Origin of the sequence: Janthinobacterium sp. PAMC25594 (assembly GCF_019443505.1) — a bacterium.
Lineage (GTDB): Bacteria > Pseudomonadota > Gammaproteobacteria > Burkholderiales > Burkholderiaceae_D > Janthinobacterium.
The window spans coordinates 6,448,154-6,465,152 of sequence record NZ_CP080377.1; the positions used below are offsets into that span (position 1 = coordinate 6,448,154).

Genomic DNA, 16,999 nt, shown 5'->3' on the forward strand with positions numbered 1-16,999 from the left:
CGACCTGACTTAGTTTTTTGCCTTGGCGCCGGCCTCTTTCATGTAGGCGGTGAAGCACAGCATGCCCAGGCCGGAGATATTGAGGAGGGCTTCGAGCGCCTCGGCGCAAAACTCCGCCGGGGTGTCATCTTCCTCCAGCACCAGGCGCTGATCGCGCCAGCCGGTTGCGACGCCGGAGATGAACTCGTCCACTTGCGTTTCGCCACTGCCCAGGGCCGTTTTCAGGTCCGCAGCATCGAGGCGATTGCAAATCAAGGTGAATTTGAACGCGATGGCCTTGCCGCTCTCATTGGTATGGGAGCCGGCCACCAGTACTGCCACGGTATTACCGACAACGATTTTGTATTTTTTGGTCATGATGTATTTCCTGACTGCGGGGCCAGCATGGCCCCTGGGTTTAAAAACTGGTAGTGATGCGGATTTCGTCGTTGCCGGCAACCGGGTTGACCAGCAGCTTGTAACCGATCATGCGGGCGCCGTTAAGGTCTTCCTTGGACGGCTCAATGCGCTGCACACCGGGCATGAACACGCCGACACGGCTGCCGGCAACAGTGCCGTGGATCATGCCGAGGCTCGTCTTGGCGGTGGCCAGCACGGCGGCCATGGCGGCAACCTCCTGCGCCGCCGTCAGTTCCAGCTGCACTGCGCCTGTTACCTTGCGTTCGGTAATTGGTACGGATTCACCACCCAGTAGCGCCTGAAACGGCGAGGTGACACCCAGATCAACCGTCAGCCCCTTACTCGGGTAGGAATCGCCGCCGATCAGCGCTGGTGGCGTGGTGATCGCATGTGTAGCACCCCACATCAGCTTACCGGAGTTGGCATCCAGCACGATCTCCGGGACTTGCCACTCTTCCAGGTCTGCCGTTGGAGCAGCGGCCTCGCGAATGCCGCCGTACAGGCAGACGAACTTGCACGAGATGACTGGTTTTTCGCCAACGCTCAACTTCAGCGAAGCGGTACCGCGCGCGCCCAAGCCTTTATGCAGCACGCCATCGTCATACCAGTAAATGGTGGCCGATTCGAAACCTGTTGAAATCGGGACATAATCCACACGCACGCCTGCCGTGATGACCTCGGCGAAACCACAGGCGCGCAGCAGCGGACCCCACGCAGGCGCGGTACCCAGTGTGCCGGCACCGACCAGTTCGACGTCGAAACCCATTTCAACGTGGCGGCTACCGACCAGCTGCTCGTCACCGCCAAGGTATGGCCGGATATTATTGCGGTCGACGTTTTGCGCGTTCAGCGGGTTGATGCTCAGCGTGCTGACCAGCATTGCGTTGGCCGCGCCAGTTGGCACTGCGTCGACACCGTATACTGGCTCGATCTTGGCGAGGATCGCCGTATTGCGAATGAGGCGAGACATGGATTACTCCTGGTTGAGTTGCGTGGCCGTGGCCGGATTCTTGACGAGCGAGCCGTCAACAGGGTTGCGGGTGTAGCTGCCGCCCGTTTTCGGCTCGGCATGCCGGATAGGTGCGGGTGTGGCAGCCACCGAGGGGGCTGGTGCTGCCGGCGGCTTGGGTGTATTAATATCCATCAGGTCAAGGTCCTTCCTTTTGTTTTGTGCATCACGACGAATTTGGCGGTAATACATGCAATTTTTGAATCGAGCTCGTCAACTTCCCACGACAGCGTGTCGCCGGGCAATGGCTCAAACGACATGGCAGCCCCTCCGAGCGTCGGCGCCAGCGCCAGGCGGTCAAATACATCCATCAGCAGCGCATCGGCGACCGCGTCCGGCTCGCTACCCGTGGCGCGCGCATAGCATTCGACGTTGACCAGCGTGGCCCAGGTAGTCGGGCCACCAATAATCTCAGCCAGGGTCGAGGTGCTGCGCTCGACCCGCACTACGATGGCGCTGGGCTGGTCGGTACCGATGGCGCGGGTGCGCGAGCGATAAATGCGGCCCCCAGCCAGCGCCGGCTCGACGCGCAGTTGCTCCAGGATGGCGCTGACCACGCCGAACTGCGCACTGTTCATGGACGCTCCAGGAATACCAGCGTGATGCCGGCCGGTTGCTCACCATCCGGCCGGCGCTCGGCAACACTCCAGGCAACAGGGGCGCTAGCGCCGACAGCGATCTGGATGATGCTGCCTGCGAAATCAGCCGGCACATCGCTATTCATGATCTGCATTTGCGGCGTCGAAGCGCCCATCTGCGCACCACCAACCGTGGCCGCCGAATACTCGGCATCGAAGATCACCGGCACCGTGCTGGTGCCGATGATCGCCTTAGCGTTGGCCAGTTTTTTATGCGCTGTGCAGTTCATGCGCGCTTCGAGGACGTCGAACATCAGGCGTTGATCTTGATGTTGACCGTGCCGACGCCTGCACCAGCTGGCGCCGCGGTGAAGCCCGCCGCCGTGTTGCCGGCAGCGGTGGTAGTCAGGCGATTGTTGGCAGCATCCCAGTACAGCAGGTCGCCCAGGCCGACCACGTCCGTGCCCAGCTTGGCGACTGCAAATACGCCTTCGGCGGTGATCGCGCCAGTCTCGCCGACGGCGATGTCGGCCAAGGCGATGGCGATGCGCTTGCCGATCACGACCACTGCACCAGATGCGACAGCGGCAGTGGCCGTGTAGCTCAGGACGTTACCTTCTTGAATATAGTTCTTGGCCATGATGGCTCCTATGTCGTGGATTGGTGCGCCGCCGCAGCGGCGCACTCGGTATGCGCGGTTTAGGCGCCCGGGTTCTTGGCCATGGTGCGGAAGTCGAGCGCCTTGACGCCCGCATCCATGCGCACCTTGAATTCGACGCCATCGACGTGCCAGCCGTTTTGCTGCTCCAGCGTCGGCGCTTCGTTGCCGTCGAGGTACTGCACTTCGATGCAGTCATGCTGGTCCTTGCTGGCCACGCCGTACCATGCGGTCGCGGAGTTCGCATCCAGGCGGGCGTCGGCCACGACGTCAAACGTGCTGCGCACACTGTTGGGCACGGTGTTGTTCTTGTTGGCCGCGCCGACTTCGAACTCGCTCTCGCGCACCACGTTGGCCGTGCCGCGCAGCGCGCGCGGAACGATTAGCGTTTTTACGTCGAGATTGAGAATCGAGCCGGTGCCATCCTTTTGCAGGCCCATGGCTACTTGCAGGGCATCAACCGTGGCGGTCGAAATGCCCGCGCCAGGCAGCAAATTTTTGTGGTCAGCATGGAACAGGGCAATGCCATCCGACATACGCGGGTTGCTGGTCAAAATCGCATAGACCAGGTCGCCGATGGTGCGGATCGCGGCGCGGCCCATGCGTTTCGGGATTTTGGTGAAAGCGTCGAGGTCGTCGTTGATGATGGCCTGGCGCGTCAGCGAGAACATTTTGCCGTAGGTGGCCAGTTGCACCGATTCGCCACGCTCGCCGATGTCGGCATAGGTGTATTCGGCGCCATCCTGGATCTTGTCGAGCGACGGGAAGGTGTTCAGGTCAACGCGCTTGCCGACCTTGAAATCACCCAGCGTGCCTTTGGAGGTCCACAGCTGGAAGGTTTCTTCGGCTTCTTCGTAACCCTTCAGCATGGCCTTTTCGGCGATGTTGCCGAGCAGCATGGGGAAATCGCTGCCGGTATGGGTAAAGGCTGCGGCCACCAGCTTCATTTTGTCCATGCCCTTGGCATTGATGCCGGCTTGGTCCAGGCAAGCGCGGGCAATGTCGAGCATGCTGTAGCTGCGGAAATTGTTGCTGCGGTCATCCTTGCCCAGGCTGGAGCGCGCCAGCACCGACGCCTCGACGCCGGCCCGGAACTTGTCGCGCTCATCTTCGAGCGTCACGATGCGGCCGCCGCCCGCCGAACTGGCGCCAGCGCCCAAATGGGCCAGCAGTTTGGTGTTGGCCGCTTCGACCGTGCATTCGGTATCATCGGCGCAGACGGTCGCCAGGGCGCTGACACCTTCAGTCGAGGCGAATTTGGCGAAAGCTGCGCTGATGGAGGTGCGACGGGTTTTATCGGCTTCCAGCGCAGCAGCGGCGATCTGCTTGGCCGCAACAGCGGCAGCGGACGGCTCCACGGCTTGCGGATTAAGTGGTTGTGGCACGGCATTCTCCTTCGGGGTGATGGTGGGTTGTGGCGCGACAGATGCCGCAGGACCTGCTGGCAGCGGGAAAGATGCATACCGCGCCTGGATGGATGGGTTGAGGCTGGCCGAGGCAGCCAGCGGCAAGGCAGCGATGGCGGCATCGGCGAATTTGGCGGAGATTGCTTCCTCGGCCGTGTACCAGTGGTCTTTGCCGTCCTGCAACAAGGCCAGGATTTCGGCTTTGTCACCGCCAGTCTTGGCGATATAGCTGGTGGCCATGGCTTCGGCGTAGCTGTCGAGCATGTCGGCATCTTCGCGCAGCGACGCGCTGTTGCCGCCCGTGTACATCCAGGGGGCATGGATCATCAGCATGGCGTTATCGGCCATTTCGACGGTATCGCCAGCCATCGCGATCAGACTGGCGATGGAAGCGGCAATGCCGTCGATCACGGTGGTGACGGCGGCCGGGTGGCGCTTCAACGCGTTGTAGATGGCCACGCCATCGGTCACGGAGCCACCATAGCTATTGATGCGCACGGTCAGCGCATCGACGTCCAGCAAGCTCACCTCGCGCACAAAGTCCTTGGCCGCGACGGTATCGCCATACCAGCTCTCGCCGATATCGCCATAAATGAGGATTTCGGCGCGAGCTTGCGCGTTGACGCCGGCGGCCGGGCGCGCTTGGGCGCGGATGGTGTACCACTTTTCTGGCGTTGCTGCTGTCGTCGCTTTGGGGCTTGGCATGATGCGTTCCTTAGTCAATGCGCTCAGTGTGTTTGTTTGGGTGTCTCATTTCTACGGAAAAATGAGACACTATTTTTCGGAGTGTTGTTAGTGGGCGGTTAGTGGGCGATTACGCGGGTTCGGAGTCGTCTTTTGGCGGCACGGCCTTGCCCTGGTTGGCGAAATCCGAACCAAAAATCAAGCCTTTTTCCTTGACGGCCTTGCGATGAGCGTCGATCTGCTCGAGCACATCGCGCGGGTTGGCGCCACGCTTGCGCATCACTTCGACCTCGCTGGCAAAGCCGTCCTGCACCAGGGAATGCCAGGCCAGGGCTTCTTTCAACGGGTCGATCCAGGGCATCGACTGGCCGACAAACAGCGCATCGTCAGCGCTGGCCGGGTCGACATCCTTGGGCATGGGGACGGCGCCGGACAGGTGGGCGATCTGCACGAAGTCTTGCCACACGGGCTGCACCAGCTGGCCGACGAATTCATCCGTCAGCACGGCGTAGTTGATCCATTGCTCCACCAGTTCCTGGCGCTGCGCCGAATACGTGCCGTTGTAGTCTCGGGCCAGGCTGGAATAGCTGGCACCGACGCCGGCGGCAACCGCGCGCAGCTGCCCCTGGCGGAAGGTGATCAAATTCGGGTTGGGCCGGTTCGAGTCGATCATGCCGATCTCCTCGCCAACGGCCAGGCTGTCGATGATCATGCCTGGCGCCATGCCAATCTCGCGCGCAGCGGCCGGCGCGCGCGCGCCATTCTCGTCAGGCTGCCCATACAAATCGGGCGAACCGCGCTTGACGTAGGCAGTCAGGCTGGCGGCCACCTTGGCGGCGATGCGCTCGGACTCTTCGTAATCCTTGATGTCTTCCAGCCGCGTGATGACACTGGCGAATTCGGACACGCCGCGCATCTGGCCGATGCGATCAACGAACGCCAGGTGGTGCATGCGCGCCACTTCGATGCGCTTGACTTCGTAGCCACGCTTGGACCAGGTGCGCGCGCCTGGGAATTCCTTGTACGCCCAGTACGCCAGGGGCCGGCCCCAGGCATTGCGCTCGATGCCCTGATAGATATTGCGCGCCTCGTCCTGGTAGTCCATGGGGATCAGGTCAGCTTCGATCATTTCCAGCGAGTACGGCACGCGCGTACCATGATCCAGGCCGGCAACCGGACCGATCAAGCGCTGGGCGAATACCTCGCCATCGCGCAGCCAGGTCTTGGCCAGCATGCGCTGCACCTTGGCCCAGTGATGCCGATGCGTCACTTCAGGGATCAGGCACCAGTCGCGATAGGCGTCGCGCAGCAGCTTGGCGTACTCGTCATGGATCGTACCGTCACGGCGCCGCGGTTGCGGCTCGATACCGATGCCGGTCGGGCCGATGATGTTATTGACCAGGGTGCGCAGCGCGCCGCGGGCGATATCGTGGTTTTGTTCCAGGTTGCGCGCCAGGGTGCGCAAGGTCACCGCGCCTTGCTTGACCTGGGTATCGGGTGAGCCGGTATCTTTGGCGTGCTTGCGAAGGCGCGACGGCTTGGCCGCCTCGTACTGGTTCAGGACGCGTCGGGCAGCCAGGCGCTTGATGCCGGCATTTGGTGCGAAGAAGGAAATAAGCTGGTCGACAACGTTCATCGACACCGGGATGGCGGCGGCCATTATTGACCACCAAAGCGGGCGAGGGCGAAGCTCAGGCCGCCAATGCTGGGTGTGCGGCCGGCAGCGGTGATTTCGCGGTTTGCAGCCTGCTGCCATTCCTTGCGGCCAGTAATTACCGAGCCAAGGTCTTCCATGCGCAGGGTGCGGTCGCCCAGTTTGACTTCCTTCCCTTCCAGGATGGCAGCCTCGGCAGCGAGGTATTTGGCGAGCATGTCGGTTGCAATGGTCATCGGGCGATCCTTTTGGTTGATCGCCCGACCTTACGGGGGTACTTGTCTCATTTCTACGGAAAAATGAGACTATATTTTTCAGCCGCTCTTGATGATCTTGTAGAACTGACCGCGCGAGATCTGAAATTCAGCCTGCAGTTCGCGCCGGTTGCGCAGGTTGTAGCGGGTGCGGATGGCAAGCGCGCGCGCTTCCTGGTCAACGCTGCTCTTCTTGATATAGACCTCTTGCCCGCCCCAGGTAGTACGCATGGCGTCTTCGATATCGCGTACCTGGTCCACCGTAAGCAGTTCGCCGCCCAGCGCCGCGCGCACTGCAGTAAGCAGTGAGGCAAGTATGTCCGGCTGGTGCGCCTTTTGCTTTTGAATCATTAAAATCCCCTTTGTAACCAATCGTCGGAAGCGAAATTGCTGTTGCTGCGTCTTTTTTGTGGTGCTGGCGCCGAGTTGGTCGGCGCCGGTGTCGTAACTGGTGCTGCTGGCTGCGGCGCAGCGCTACTGATCGTCAACGGTGCGGCGAACAGGTCGGCCATCGAAGGCTGCACTTCCTCCTCCAGCTGGTCCCACCACTTCGCCGTTTTCTTCGCCAGTTCGAAATGTGTCTCCAGCCATACGGCGTAGACAGTGCAATCCCAGGCCTCGACGCGCTTGCGGATCGCCGACCAGCGCGATTCCGTTCCACCGGCGGTAATTCGTTCAGCGCGGATTTCACCAGCCATCTGTTTGAAAAATTCATCGGGCAGCTCCTTCGAAAAATGGATGTAGCCTGGGCCCGGCCTGGTGATCTGCAGGCGACCGTAAATCAGATCCTTTGCCAAATTGGTACCGACCTGCCAAAGCAGGGCACCGTGCTTGCGGATACGGCCACGCCAGTCGATGTCGACCTTGGTGGCGCCGTCCTTGATGTGTTTTTCTTTGCCTGAGCGGCCCTTGACGGCGAATACACGGCGTGCGGCATTGGCGGCGCAAAATGCGTAGACCGCATGCGTGTTGTGGCCGCCGCTGTCGATGGCGGTACCGTGGATTTTCAGTTCCTGGCCGCTGGCGTGGCGGAACTTTGTCTCGAACAAATACTCGGCAACGTCTGCCCACACGGCATCTTCGTCTGGGTTGCCGTAAAAAATGCGGTAGTCGATGATCCAGGTCTGGCAGCCGCGGCCGTAACCCCACACGGCGATCTCGATCCGGTTCGGCTGCGTGTCGGCGCCGGCCAGCAGGCGCACGCAGCCGTGCGGCACCGAACCCAGCTTGTAGGGCTCGGCGCGCTGTTTCAGCTGCTCGGAGTCGGTTTTTTCGACATCCAGTTCCCAGGTGCGGCCCAAGGTGGTGTTGGTGAAGGTTTTCAGCGAGGTAATGTCGCCTTCCTGTGCCTTGTTGTGCGCATTGATAAATTCGCGCACCAGCGTGGCCCAGGTCACCAGTGGGCTGTATGCGGTCCAGACGTGGAAGGCGATGTGGCGCAGCGCACTGATCACGGCGCCGCTGGCGTTGCGGAACACGCCTGCGTGGTCGATCGTGATGCTGGCGTCTTCGTTTTGCCAGCGGCCGTTCGGTGCCGCCGCCAGGTATTGGCCCTGGTCGATCATCGAATCGCAATGCGGGCACATGTGGCGCACGCTGTCCGGATCGTTGTCCAGCCATTTGAAGCCGTGCGTTTCATCCTTGCCACCCCATGTCAGCGCGTGGAATTCGCCACAGTCCGGGCATGGGATGGCGAATTGGAAGCGCGCGTCGGCCAGGATGAAGCGCGCTTCGATCAGCGAAAAGCCTTTTAGGCCCGGGGTGGAGCCGGCGACCAGCTTCGGAAACGTGGCGCCCTCGACCCGCTTGGCCGCCAGGGTAATCGGATCGCCTTCCTTTTCGATGTCGCTGTCGAAGGCGTCGAGCTCATCGAGCAGCGCGTTGTCGACCGAGATGCGGCGGTAGCTGCGCGCCGCCTTGCCGCCACGCGTATGCAGCAGGCAGCCCAGGAATTTCTTTTGCAGCAGGGTGTTGTCCTTGTTGCGGGACATGTGAGACGGAAACGCTTTGCGCATGACTTTCACGTCGCGCAGCATCGTTTCCAGCTCTGTCTTGACGAATTCGTCGCTGTCACCGTCGGTCGGCTGCCACAGTGCCTGGTTGCGGCGCTTGTGCTCGATGAAATAGGCGATCGCTGCCAGCAGCATCTTGGTGTAGCCGACCCTGGCCGACTTCATGAAATCGACTTCGCGGATATCGTTATTGCTGATGCACGCCATGATGGCGCGTTGGAACGGCCATGCCTCCCAGGCCTGCTCGACGTAGGACGATTCTTTCGACAGGTAAAAGTGCTTGGCAGCCCATTCGTCCAGCGTCATTGGTTCGGGCACACCGAACGTGCCCAGCCCGCGCGTCAGGCAGGCGGACAGTTCAGGCGAGCGCCAGTTGAGGACTTCGGCCAGATCGCTCATTCGCACTGGTCCTCGATCACCTGGTGCTCAGGGGCAGCACCGTCTTCCTCTTCGTCGTCGCGCAGGTCGGCCAGCGAGATGTTGGCCACGATGTTGCGCACCTTGGCGATCTCTTTTTCGATATTGCCGATCTCATCCGACGACAGCGACGGCACGCGCCGCTTGACTGCGCCCGGGATGGCGTCGAACAGGCCGCCGATGCGCGCGCCAGCCTTCGACAACACCTCCTCGATGAGCACCACTGGCGCTAGTTCGCCGCGCGTGACGCCGTTCTGCATCTCGATGCGCTCGCGCTGCACCTTGGCCAGCATGGCGCGCTCGGCAACAAGGTCCAGGCCTTCGCCAGACGAGCGGCCGGCTGCAGTTTCCCGCAGGTGCGAGCAGTAGGCATGCAGCATCTGCTGGCCGGACATGCTCGAATCGAGGATGCCGCGTCCGACCAGATTGCCGACCGCCTGCTGGCTCACGCCGACCAGCGCGCCGAAGGCGGCTTGTGTCATGGGCATAGACAAATCAGACAACACAACCCCCTTGCAAATACCCTGTGACTAGCGAAAAAAGGGGGTTCGAATTACCCTTGCAAGGGGAGGCTGGGGAGTACCTTTGAGAAATATTTCCAATTTGAAACATTGCTATTGAGGCATTGTTTCGATAAAGCATCATGCGTTTTTGCTCGATTGTTTCCATTGGATGTGATTTCATAATAGCAACCTTTCTTTGTGTCAGCGTGCGGTTCGCAGCGCCTCGACGTAGGCGCGCGCAAACTGGCCGGCAAACTCTTTCTCAACGGTCTTCTCGACCACGTATTCGAAGTCGAAAATCTTGTGATAGCTGGCGTAGCGTACGAACACCATCACCGGCTTGAGCGATCCAGGGCCACCGCCCCGCATGCTTTGGTACACGCCCAGCGGCATGCGGTCGCCTGGCCGGCCGACGAAGTAGCGGAAGCCTGGCTTCTTCTTCGTGCCAATGGCCATTTTGGCGCGGCCCTGGGCCGTCATGTTCGCCTTGTAGCCGGCCTCTGGGAACGAGCGGAAATAGGCCAGGATTTGCACAATCTGGCCTCGGTTCATGTTGCCGTAGCTGTCAAGCTTGGCGCCTTTGCCGGGCACGATGCGGTAGCCAGGTGGCAGTGCACCCACCGACTGCATGGCGCGCTCGAAGCGCTTCATGGGCCGCGTACCGCCCTTGATCTGCGGCGCCAGATAGGTGGCCGCCGGTGTCGCCTTGGCGGCGAAGTCCTTCAGCTTGACCTCGGCGCTAAGGTTGGACTTGGTGGCTGGCCGCACGAACAGGCTCGACAACGTATAGGGCGTCGGGCTGCGGAAAATGTCCCGCATTTCGTGCTTGAGATTGGCGCTGGCCAGCTGGGCCGTGCGCGTCAATGCCACGCGCGTGGCGAACTGCACCTGCTTTGTCCCGGCATCGGCAAACGCCGTCAACTGGCGGATGGCTGGGGCCACGTTGATGGTCATGCGCGCATCCCCAGTTCGCGCTCAGCGCATTCGATGACGAAAATGCTGAACTCCATGCCCGCCTTCTTGCGTTCCATGATGCGCCGGGCCCAGCGCCTGCCGTCGCCTTGGCCGGCATCGCCCAGGGCCTTGAGCTTGAACGCGCCGATCAGTTGCTGTGCCTTCCGGCTCGACATCATCGTCTTGCCGGGCGCGGGCAGGGCGACCGGGTCCTGCGCCGGGACAGGCTCGATCACGTCACGCTCCAGCTCGGCGGCCAACGCTGCTTCCCAGCGCGGTCGCAGCACGGCATAGGTGCTGTGCGCGCAATCGAAGGCACCCAACTTGCGCCAGGCCCAGAACACGGCAGGCGACGACCACACGTTCGGCTCGCCGCGGTCGCGCAGCGCGCCTTGCTCCAACGCTTCGTGGAACGCCACCGAAGGGTCGATGGGCGGGCGGCACAGCGCCAGAAATTCCGGCAGCGTCGGAGGCCAGGCGCGGGTATCCAACCGCTCGACGCCGCGCGTTAGCTCGGCCGTGGTCAGCACGAACAGCTTTTGCGCCCAGTGGCGCTTGATGCCGTCGGGATCGATGCCTTTCCACTGGTCTGCGAATTTCACGCCATAGCTGAACGCCATCTTGTTGAACAGCGCCTTGACCCACTTTTCCGGGATCGCCTTTTCAGGCCAGGCAAGCGCCTGCTCTTCCAGGGGTGATGTCGATAATGTTGTTTGATCGTTCATGTTTTTGTCGTCCGCTTCCTGTCAATCCATCAAGGGTGTCCTGCCGTGCCTGATCCCGTACTGCCGTCGTGTTGCCAGGTGCTGCCCGTGCTGGCGGCAGGGCGCCGGCCACTTGCATGGCCTTGGCCTCGCTTGCCCAACGCTTCAGGATGCTCACCACGTAACCGATGCCGATGCCGCCGTTCGGTTTGGATTTTTTCGCCTCGGCGCATGCCGCGAGCGCCGTATCGACGCTGACACCTTGCTCGACCAATGCCAGCAGCCGGGGATCTGCTGGCTGCGTTGGCATGCCTGCCTTGCGAAACGCAATGCTCAGCTCGACCGCCGTTGCCGCGCCCGCGCGGTCTATGCTCAGTGTTGGCTGTGCTGGGGGTTGGTTCTGGTTTTGGTTTTGGTTTTGGTTTTGGTTTTGGTTGGCACCATCGCGCACTGTTCCCGCACTGTTCGCGCACTGTTCGGGAACAGTGCTTGTACTTTGAGCATGCTGCTGTTGCACAAAATCCAGCGTGCTTTGCCCGACTGCCGCGAGTTCAGCGGCCAGTCGCGCTGCCTCGTCACGCTTTTTCTTCGCTGCCTTGCCACCAGCACTGCTGGCCTCCAAGCCTTCGTAGTACGCCTGGATCTGCGCCTCAGCATCAGCATCCACCCAGCCGGCATCGGTCAGGACGAAAAAGTCTTCCAGCACATTTTGCGCAGCGGCGATTTCTTCGGGCGTGCTGACGCGCAGCAAGCGGAACAGCCTGCCGGTGTCGGCCAGCAGTGGTGCTTCCTTGTCGAAATATAGGTCGCGCATGTCGCGGTAGATGCCGCGCTCCAGGCGAGACAAATGCAGCGTGCGCGTATTGAAATCGCCGATGTGATGCGGGTAGTAATTCATGAGTGACGATTGCCCTGGTCCTTGAAAACCATTAATTTCAGTCTCTTTTCCACAGTCAATTTCCCAATAGCAACAAATAGGGCGAAAAAGAGCCGGCCATCAAAATCAGGCCGGCCCATGTAAAACGGCTTTATCGCTGCCGCGCCGGGTGGAACACCTTGTCGATAACCGCTCTGGTGCGGTTCACCGCGCGCTTGGCCCCTTCGAGCAGGCGCACCACGCGCGCTTTCTTTTCGTGGGCACGCGCGGTGCGGCGCAGGGCCAGGTCCAGATTGGCATGCGTCGGCTGGGCGATTGCGGTGGCAACGGCTGCCAGGGCATCGGCGTCGGCGCTGGCCATCTCGCACACGTCGGCCAGGCCGAGGCCGATTTCGTCGGCAGTTTCCAGGGATCGCACGCACAGGCCGAAGCGATGCAGCATCTCGTTCAGGCAATCCATGCGCTCGGCAGGCGGCAGGCCGGCCAGCACTGACAGCACGAAATTGGCCGGCAGCAGGTTGTTTTCCTTCGACTCGTCATCCAGCCAGCGCAGCACGCGGTCGCCGTTGTTTTTTGTGCGCTGATATTCGTCCGGATGTGGCTCGAAGCGAATGCCAGTGGCGGCTGGGCCGCCGACCTCGTCGTGCGCCTGGACGATCATGCTGATCGCGCTGTAGCTCGACAGGCCGACGTCTTTGCGCCATGCGCTGACGTGTTCGCGCAGGATGCCGATCAGGGTTTTTTTGTGCGAATCGTTCCGCATGCTATTTCTCTCCGGAGTGGGTATGCTTAAAACATGAACAAAACGGCAAACACGAGCAGCAACGCATATCAACTTTCCGAAGCGGGTGCCGGAGCGCCAGTGACCACGATCACAGTATGGTCTGGCACCGTGTCCATGATGTTGTTGGTGGAAGGGGGCTGGCGGCCGGGGTGGCCTTGCGGCGCTACGAGATCGGCGGCACGCCGCAGCGTAGTGGCGAGCTCTGGCCAGAGCCTCTCCCAATCGCAAGGAAACATCTCTTTTCTCGTTACCTGACCGCAGGTCGCAAGTTCAATCGGCGCGCCGAAATGGAAGGGGATCGTCCGCGAACCATCGGCCCATCGGCTGATATCTGGAGCATGCGCCCCGATGGCCTTCGCCAGTGACGCTTGGCGGCCGCGTTCTTGCGAGAGGTATTCGTGTAGGTTCATGCCAGTCATATTAGCCTATGGCTAAACAGCATGCAAGCCATATGCGAATGTATTTTTTTAGCCTAATGCTATTTAATGGCGATATGAAGACAATTGATGAAATACACCGAGCCAACATGGCGCTGCTGGTAGCAGAGTATGGAGTCACCGGCATGGCTGAGAAGCTCAATAAAAGCAATTCTCAGGTCAGCCAGTGGCTAAACGGCTCGAAAAATTCCGGCACAGGAAAACCAAGAGGTATTAGTTCAGGCTCGTGCCGAACCATTGAGGCTGCGTTTGGCAAGCCTCAGGGCTGGATGGATGCCGACCACGGCGAAACTGCCGCTCACCGCGCGCCGGTCGATCAAAGCCATCCTGTTGATCAGAGTGATCCAGTGGATTGGCCTGCTGACCTGCCGTTTTTGGCTGGCGTAAGTCGCATCAGAGTAGGTCAACCTACGGTCGAAATGACCTCCATTAAGCTGGTTACGATGCACTTGCAGGCGGGGATTATGGGTTTCGAGGTGCAGCAGGACTTCGACGATGGCGGCACGCTTGATGTGCCATCCCGCTGGATTGAGGAGGGCGATTTTGTCCCGCACTGCCTGATGGCCATAAAGGTGCGCGGTGACAGTATGCAGCCACTGCTTTACCAGGGGGATATAGCAGTGGTTAATATCGCTGACACAAAAAAAGTAAGCGGTGGCGTCTATGCGATCAATTTTGACGGTGAGCCCGTAGTAAAGCGTCTACGATTCGAGCGGAATGAATGGTACATGACATCAGAAAACACCCTGCACCCCCGGCGGCTTTGCAAGGGTGGCGCCTGCATAATCGTCGGCCGAATCGTTAGATTTGAAGCGCGTAATTTTAAAGACAGGCTCTAATTCCACATGATAAGCCCGCCTCGCGCGGGCTTTTTCATGCCGCCAGTTGCGCGCCACATCGACCGCAGGCGACATCATGTCCGTTGCCCATATGCCTGCACTTCGGGCAGATCGAGACTATTTTCGGTCCGGATATCGAGGTGGCTCGGAGTTCCTTATCTTCCTCTGGCGACGAAGGTGCACGCTCTGGCGGCGTGGGTGCACGCGGCGCTTTTGGCGTGGGAGCCGGCAACTGCCTGGACATGGCCTGCATTGATCCAAAACCCAGCAGTATCGCGCCCACCACAGACAAAATTCCAGAGAAAATCATGAAATTCTGGCGCTGAGCCATCTTGTCTACGTTCGCCACCTGCATCGCTGGTGTGGCAATTCCATAGCCGAAGTCGCGGGCTGGCACGTCAACGGATACATCCATAGCAAGCGAGTAGCTGCCCAGGACTAGTCCGACTAGCAAGATCAAAATTCCTAAATTCCTCATGGTATTCCTAGCCGTGATAAGGCAATGATTATACAAAATGCCAATTAGTTCAATCTATCGAATTATTGCGCAATTCTATAGAAGGCCGCCTGTTTAGCAACCTATGCAATCCCTATGACATAAGGCAATTAGCCTAAGGCTAAAAATAAATCTTGCGATATTATTAGCCTTAGGCTAAAGTGATCTCCATCGACGCACCAATCTCAACCGATGGAGAGCCACATGGCACCGCATACAGCATCCGAAGCAGCGCCCGACAACACCCACGTCAGCATCCCGTTTCTCACGTGTGCGGTGTGCCGCCCTGCGCTTGAGGCGAATGTCGAACAGCAACAGCCAGAAGACCAGGCCGCCCTGAAAAAGATCGCCACCGATCTGTACCATGAACTGCTCGCGGCCCGCGCCGTCATTAGCGAAATGACGAACAACATGACCGCCCCGCAAAAGCGCGTCGCCAGCACCAACCTGTACGAAGCCGGCTTCATGGGCGCCAGCGGCGGCATGACGCGCGTCGCCGAACGCCACAAGGTTCTGGCAGCAGCCGAAGCAGCAGGTATCAAATGAAAACCGCCATCTCTCATGTGGCCAGCGCCGCGACCAGCACGACGAGCCTGGCGGCGCGCGTGCGCCGCATCGCCCTGGTGCTGACCGACCGCGCGCAGCGCAATGCGGTGGGCGCCACCTACAGCCTGGCCAACGAGCGCGGTGAAAAAATCGCGCTGGTGTCGATCGCCCAGCAAGGCTTGGGCTCGACACGCCGCACCGCGATGCGCATGGCGTTATCCGGCGAGCTGGTGGGCGCGCTGCGCGCTGCCAGCACCGACTACGAAACAAGCGGCGCCGTTTCGCCCGACACCATGAACCGCATGCGCCAGCTGCTGGGTGAGGTGGACGCATGATGCGCGCCTTCACCGTCACCGTGCAACGGGGCACCTGGCCTCTCGTCACGTATCCGGCGCTGGGCACCGACAGCGCCACCGTGATCATGGCCGCCATCGACCGCTTCGGCCCTTGCGTCATTACCGCGAAACCTCGCTGAAAGCCCGGAATGCGCACCATTTTCAACCTGTTCAGTTTTTACCGCCGCCGCGGCGCCGGCATCTACGTCGCGGCGCGTCGCGCCTTGCACGTCTATCGAAACGGATTCTGACATGACCAAAATCGAACCCGACCGCGCCGCATTGGAAATCGCCTACGGCCAGCTGCACACCACCAGGCCGCTCGACGAGCTGCTCAAGGTGCCAAATCTCCGCGCCACGTTGTACGCGGTGGCGCGCCGGCACATGAAGCGCCGCGACCGGTTCGATCCGAAAAAAATGCAGGCGAACGATAACGATTAATTTCGAGCAGCACCAACCGCAGCACCAACCATAGAAAGCACGCCATGTTTACAACATTGCACGCGCTCACCCAAAGCGCGACGCTGATGATCGTCGTCACCGCCGAGGGCGACGACCTGCGCGTCAGCATCACCCCGACCCAGGCCGGCGACAAGACCAAGGCCCACAAGTTGCAGCCGCTGTCGCTGGTGGCCAGCCCGGCCGAGCTGGACGACGGCTTCGCCGCGGCCATTCAATCCTGGCAGGCGCCGAAGCTGTCGCTGCAGCAGCAGGTCGAGGCCGCGAACGCCGCCGGCGCTGAAGGCAATGCGCCAGCCAGCAGCAAAGCAGCGCCGAAGGAATTGCCCGCCAAGCGCGCAGGCCCGGGCCGCCCGAAAAAGAACGACAGCGCAGCACCAGGTGGCGACGCCGCAGCCGGCGCTGATAACGCCGGCCAGCAAGAGAACACGCCACCGGGCGGTAGCGACGCTGGTGCTGCTGCGACCAGCACGCCACCAACTGGCGGCGCCGATGCCGAAGAGCCCGAAGAAATCACGCTGCCGCCTGCCGGCAGTGCCGCCATCACCGCCGCCGTCGACACGGTAACCCTCGACCTTTTCTAAGAAAGCTATCTGCCATGGCTATGCAAATCGAAAAATTGATCCGTGAATTCCGTTATAACGGCGTGGTGCTGCAGGACCCGAATAGCACCTTCAACCTGGTGCAGGTGCGCGACTTCTACGCCACGGTCTACCCGGAAATCATCAGCGCCGATATCGAGGGACCCGAGCAGCTGGGCGCCAAGGCCGTCTACACGTTCCGCCGCGCCGTCGGCACCAAGGGCTGCGAGCTGACCGGCCTGATCCGCGACGTCGGCGCGCTGCTGCACGCCAACTGGCTCGACAGCGAAGACGCCGAATTCATCAAGGAACTGCAGGCCGCCGTGGGCCGCAATGAGGTGACGTACATCGACCACGATGCGCGCGTGCGCCTGACCGAACTGCACGGCAAACACTGCAGCGTGGCGGCCTGA

General features: G+C 60.9%; 25 protein-coding genes. 7 read left to right on the forward strand and 18 right to left on the reverse strand.

Annotation, left to right across the window (positions count from 1 at the left end):
- Positions 1 to 9: 9 nt before the first annotated feature.
- The 17 genes from KY494_RS29010 to KY494_RS29090 form a co-directional block, all read right to left on the reverse strand.
- Positions 10 to 357, reverse strand: a complete 348-nt coding sequence (locus KY494_RS29010; RefSeq protein WP_219889310.1) for a hypothetical protein — start codon at positions 355 to 357, stop codon at positions 10 to 12.
- 40 nt (positions 358 to 397) lie between these two features.
- Positions 398 to 1,369 carry a phage tail tube protein gene (locus tag KY494_RS29015; protein WP_219889311.1) on the reverse strand — a complete coding sequence of 324 codons (972 nt, stop codon included), beginning with the start codon at positions 1,367 to 1,369 and terminating at the stop codon, positions 398 to 400.
- 3 nt (positions 1,370 to 1,372) lie between these two features.
- Positions 1,373 to 1,543, reverse strand: coding sequence for a hypothetical protein (locus KY494_RS29020; protein WP_219889312.1), 171 nt, complete (start codon positions 1,541 to 1,543; stop codon positions 1,373 to 1,375).
- The gene (locus KY494_RS29025; RefSeq protein WP_219889313.1) at positions 1,543 to 1,986 is read right to left on the reverse strand and encodes a hypothetical protein; all 444 of its coding nucleotides are present in this window, start codon (positions 1,984 to 1,986) and stop codon (positions 1,543 to 1,545) included. Before KY494_RS29025 ends, KY494_RS29020 begins: the two co-directional genes overlap by 1 nt.
- The gene (locus KY494_RS29030) at positions 1,983 to 2,300 is read right to left on the reverse strand and encodes a hypothetical protein (RefSeq protein ID WP_219889314.1); all 318 of its coding nucleotides are present in this window, start codon (positions 2,298 to 2,300) and stop codon (positions 1,983 to 1,985) included. The genes KY494_RS29025 and KY494_RS29030 overlap by 4 nt, the downstream gene beginning before the upstream one ends.
- Complete coding sequence (locus KY494_RS29035; RefSeq protein WP_219889315.1) at positions 2,300 to 2,626, reverse strand: capsid cement protein; 327 nt, start codon at positions 2,624 to 2,626, stop codon at positions 2,300 to 2,302. Before KY494_RS29035 ends, KY494_RS29030 begins: the two co-directional genes overlap by 1 nt.
- Positions 2,627 to 2,685: 59 nt before the next feature.
- Positions 2,686 to 4,755, reverse strand: a complete 2,070-nt coding sequence (locus KY494_RS29040; protein ID WP_219889316.1) for a ClpP-like prohead protease/major capsid protein fusion protein — start codon at positions 4,753 to 4,755, stop codon at positions 2,686 to 2,688.
- 109 nt (positions 4,756 to 4,864) lie between these two features.
- Positions 4,865 to 6,394: a phage portal protein gene (locus KY494_RS29045; RefSeq protein ID WP_258194545.1), complete on the reverse strand. Its 1,530-nt coding sequence runs from the start codon at positions 6,392 to 6,394 to the stop codon at positions 4,865 to 4,867.
- Positions 6,394 to 6,624, reverse strand: a complete 231-nt coding sequence (locus KY494_RS29050) for a hypothetical protein (RefSeq protein ID WP_258194547.1) — start codon at positions 6,622 to 6,624, stop codon at positions 6,394 to 6,396. Before KY494_RS29050 ends, KY494_RS29045 begins: the two co-directional genes overlap by 1 nt.
- Positions 6,625 to 6,702: 78 nt before the next feature.
- On the reverse strand, positions 6,703 to 6,993 hold the full coding sequence (locus KY494_RS29055) for a Mor transcription activator family protein (protein ID WP_219889317.1): 291 nt from the start codon (positions 6,991 to 6,993) through the stop codon (positions 6,703 to 6,705).
- A complete protein-coding gene (locus KY494_RS29060; RefSeq protein ID WP_258194548.1) occupies positions 6,993 to 9,053 on the reverse strand; it encodes a phage terminase large subunit family protein in 2,061 nt (686 codons plus the stop codon). The genes KY494_RS29055 and KY494_RS29060 overlap by 1 nt, the downstream gene beginning before the upstream one ends.
- Positions 9,050 to 9,559, reverse strand: a complete 510-nt coding sequence (locus KY494_RS29065) for a DNA packaging Nu1 (protein WP_219889318.1) — start codon at positions 9,557 to 9,559, stop codon at positions 9,050 to 9,052. The genes KY494_RS29060 and KY494_RS29065 overlap by 4 nt, the downstream gene beginning before the upstream one ends.
- A 216-nt stretch (positions 9,560 to 9,775) precedes the next feature.
- The gene (locus KY494_RS29070; RefSeq protein WP_219889319.1) at positions 9,776 to 10,528 is read right to left on the reverse strand and encodes a hypothetical protein; all 753 of its coding nucleotides are present in this window, start codon (positions 10,526 to 10,528) and stop codon (positions 9,776 to 9,778) included.
- Positions 10,525 to 11,253, reverse strand: coding sequence for a hypothetical protein (locus KY494_RS29075; protein ID WP_219889320.1), 729 nt, complete (start codon positions 11,251 to 11,253; stop codon positions 10,525 to 10,527). Before KY494_RS29075 ends, KY494_RS29070 begins: the two co-directional genes overlap by 4 nt.
- The gene (locus KY494_RS29080) at positions 11,192 to 12,130 is read right to left on the reverse strand and encodes a YdaU family protein (protein ID WP_219889321.1); all 939 of its coding nucleotides are present in this window, start codon (positions 12,128 to 12,130) and stop codon (positions 11,192 to 11,194) included. Before KY494_RS29080 ends, KY494_RS29075 begins: the two co-directional genes overlap by 62 nt.
- A 130-nt stretch (positions 12,131 to 12,260) precedes the next feature.
- A complete protein-coding gene (locus KY494_RS29085; protein ID WP_219889322.1) occupies positions 12,261 to 12,872 on the reverse strand; it encodes a hypothetical protein in 612 nt (203 codons plus the stop codon).
- Between the two features lie 68 nt (positions 12,873 to 12,940).
- The gene (locus KY494_RS29090; RefSeq protein WP_219889323.1) at positions 12,941 to 13,303 is read right to left on the reverse strand and encodes a YdaS family helix-turn-helix protein; all 363 of its coding nucleotides are present in this window, start codon (positions 13,301 to 13,303) and stop codon (positions 12,941 to 12,943) included.
- 17 nt (positions 13,304 to 13,320) lie between these two features.
- On the opposite strand from KY494_RS29090, the gene KY494_RS29095 reads away from it, so the two are divergent.
- On the forward strand, positions 13,321 to 14,169 hold the full coding sequence (locus tag KY494_RS29095; protein WP_219889324.1) for a LexA family transcriptional regulator: 849 nt from the start codon (positions 13,321 to 13,323) through the stop codon (positions 14,167 to 14,169).
- A 34-nt stretch (positions 14,170 to 14,203) separates the two neighbouring features.
- On the opposite strand, the gene KY494_RS29100 is transcribed toward KY494_RS29095, so the two are convergent.
- On the reverse strand, positions 14,204 to 14,647 hold the full coding sequence (locus tag KY494_RS29100; RefSeq protein ID WP_219889325.1) for a hypothetical protein: 444 nt from the start codon (positions 14,645 to 14,647) through the stop codon (positions 14,204 to 14,206).
- 222 nt (positions 14,648 to 14,869) lie between these two features.
- On the opposite strand from KY494_RS29100, the gene KY494_RS29105 reads away from it, so the two are divergent.
- The 6 genes from KY494_RS29105 to KY494_RS29130 all read left to right on the forward strand — a co-directional run bounded on the left by KY494_RS29105 (position 14,870) and on the right by KY494_RS29130 (position 16,999).
- Positions 14,870 to 15,211 (forward strand): hypothetical protein, encoded by a 342-nt coding sequence (locus KY494_RS29105; protein ID WP_219889326.1) that lies wholly within the window; start codon positions 14,870 to 14,872, stop codon positions 15,209 to 15,211.
- Positions 15,208 to 15,546: a hypothetical protein gene (locus tag KY494_RS29110; RefSeq protein ID WP_219327151.1), complete on the forward strand. Its 339-nt coding sequence runs from the start codon at positions 15,208 to 15,210 to the stop codon at positions 15,544 to 15,546. Before KY494_RS29105 ends, KY494_RS29110 begins: the two co-directional genes overlap by 4 nt.
- On the forward strand, positions 15,543 to 15,686 hold the full coding sequence (locus KY494_RS29115; protein WP_219889327.1) for a hypothetical protein: 144 nt from the start codon (positions 15,543 to 15,545) through the stop codon (positions 15,684 to 15,686). The genes KY494_RS29110 and KY494_RS29115 overlap by 4 nt, the downstream gene beginning before the upstream one ends.
- Before the next feature lie 112 nt (positions 15,687 to 15,798).
- Positions 15,799 to 15,987: a hypothetical protein gene (locus tag KY494_RS29120; RefSeq protein ID WP_219327149.1), complete on the forward strand. Its 189-nt coding sequence runs from the start codon at positions 15,799 to 15,801 to the stop codon at positions 15,985 to 15,987.
- Positions 15,988 to 16,031: 44 nt separating this feature from the next.
- A complete protein-coding gene (locus tag KY494_RS29125; protein WP_219889328.1) occupies positions 16,032 to 16,589 on the forward strand; it encodes a PRTRC system protein E in 558 nt (185 codons plus the stop codon).
- A gap of 14 nt (positions 16,590 to 16,603) precedes the next feature.
- Entirely contained in the window at positions 16,604 to 16,999 is a 396-nt protein-coding gene (locus tag KY494_RS29130; RefSeq protein WP_258194549.1) for a PRTRC system protein C, read from the forward strand.

Bases quoted from the DNA above. Each gene is read 5' to 3' on its own strand.
- KY494_RS29010 (WP_219889310.1), bottom strand. From the start codon at position 357: ATGACCAAAAAATACAAAATCGTTGTCGGTAATACCGTGGCAGTACTG.
- KY494_RS29015 (WP_219889311.1), bottom strand. From the start codon at position 1,369: ATGTCTCGCCTCATTCGCAATACGGCGATCCTCGCCAAGATCGAGCCA.
- KY494_RS29020 (WP_219889312.1), bottom strand. From the start codon at position 1,543: ATGGATATTAATACACCCAAGCCGCCGGCAGCACCAGCCCCCTCGGTG.
- KY494_RS29025 (WP_219889313.1), bottom strand. From the start codon at position 1,986: ATGAACAGTGCGCAGTTCGGCGTGGTCAGCGCCATCCTGGAGCAACTG.
- KY494_RS29030 (WP_219889314.1), bottom strand. From the start codon at position 2,300: ATGTTCGACGTCCTCGAAGCGCGCATGAACTGCACAGCGCATAAAAAA.
- KY494_RS29035 (WP_219889315.1), bottom strand. From the start codon at position 2,626: ATGGCCAAGAACTATATTCAAGAAGGTAACGTCCTGAGCTACACGGCC.
- KY494_RS29040 (WP_219889316.1), bottom strand. From the start codon at position 4,755: ATGCCAAGCCCCAAAGCGACGACAGCAGCAACGCCAGAAAAGTGGTAC.
- KY494_RS29045 (WP_258194545.1), bottom strand. From the start codon at position 6,394: ATGGCCGCCGCCATCCCGGTGTCGATGAACGTTGTCGACCAGCTTATT.
- KY494_RS29050 (WP_258194547.1), bottom strand. From the start codon at position 6,624: ATGACCATTGCAACCGACATGCTCGCCAAATACCTCGCTGCCGAGGCT.
- KY494_RS29055 (WP_219889317.1), bottom strand. From the start codon at position 6,993: ATGATTCAAAAGCAAAAGGCGCACCAGCCGGACATACTTGCCTCACTG.
- KY494_RS29060 (WP_258194548.1), bottom strand. From the start codon at position 9,053: ATGAGCGATCTGGCCGAAGTCCTCAACTGGCGCTCGCCTGAACTGTCC.
- KY494_RS29065 (WP_219889318.1), bottom strand. From the start codon at position 9,559: ATGCCCATGACACAAGCCGCCTTCGGCGCGCTGGTCGGCGTGAGCCAG.
- KY494_RS29070 (WP_219889319.1), bottom strand. From the start codon at position 10,528: ATGACCATCAACGTGGCCCCAGCCATCCGCCAGTTGACGGCGTTTGCC.
- KY494_RS29075 (WP_219889320.1), bottom strand. From the start codon at position 11,253: ATGAACGATCAAACAACATTATCGACATCACCCCTGGAAGAGCAGGCG.
- KY494_RS29080 (WP_219889321.1), bottom strand. From the start codon at position 12,130: ATGAATTACTACCCGCATCACATCGGCGATTTCAATACGCGCACGCTG.
- KY494_RS29085 (WP_219889322.1), bottom strand. From the start codon at position 12,872: ATGCGGAACGATTCGCACAAAAAAACCCTGATCGGCATCCTGCGCGAA.
- KY494_RS29090 (WP_219889323.1), bottom strand. From the start codon at position 13,303: ATGAACCTACACGAATACCTCTCGCAAGAACGCGGCCGCCAAGCGTCA.
- KY494_RS29095 (WP_219889324.1), top strand. From the start codon at position 13,321: ATGGCTAAACAGCATGCAAGCCATATGCGAATGTATTTTTTTAGCCTA.
- KY494_RS29100 (WP_219889325.1), bottom strand. From the start codon at position 14,647: ATGAGGAATTTAGGAATTTTGATCTTGCTAGTCGGACTAGTCCTGGGC.
- KY494_RS29105 (WP_219889326.1), top strand. From the start codon at position 14,870: ATGGCACCGCATACAGCATCCGAAGCAGCGCCCGACAACACCCACGTC.
- KY494_RS29110 (WP_219327151.1), top strand. From the start codon at position 15,208: ATGAAAACCGCCATCTCTCATGTGGCCAGCGCCGCGACCAGCACGACG.
- KY494_RS29115 (WP_219889327.1), top strand. From the start codon at position 15,543: ATGATGCGCGCCTTCACCGTCACCGTGCAACGGGGCACCTGGCCTCTC.
- KY494_RS29120 (WP_219327149.1), top strand. From the start codon at position 15,799: ATGACCAAAATCGAACCCGACCGCGCCGCATTGGAAATCGCCTACGGC.
- KY494_RS29125 (WP_219889328.1), top strand. From the start codon at position 16,032: ATGTTTACAACATTGCACGCGCTCACCCAAAGCGCGACGCTGATGATC.
- KY494_RS29130 (WP_258194549.1), top strand. From the start codon at position 16,604: ATGGCTATGCAAATCGAAAAATTGATCCGTGAATTCCGTTATAACGGC.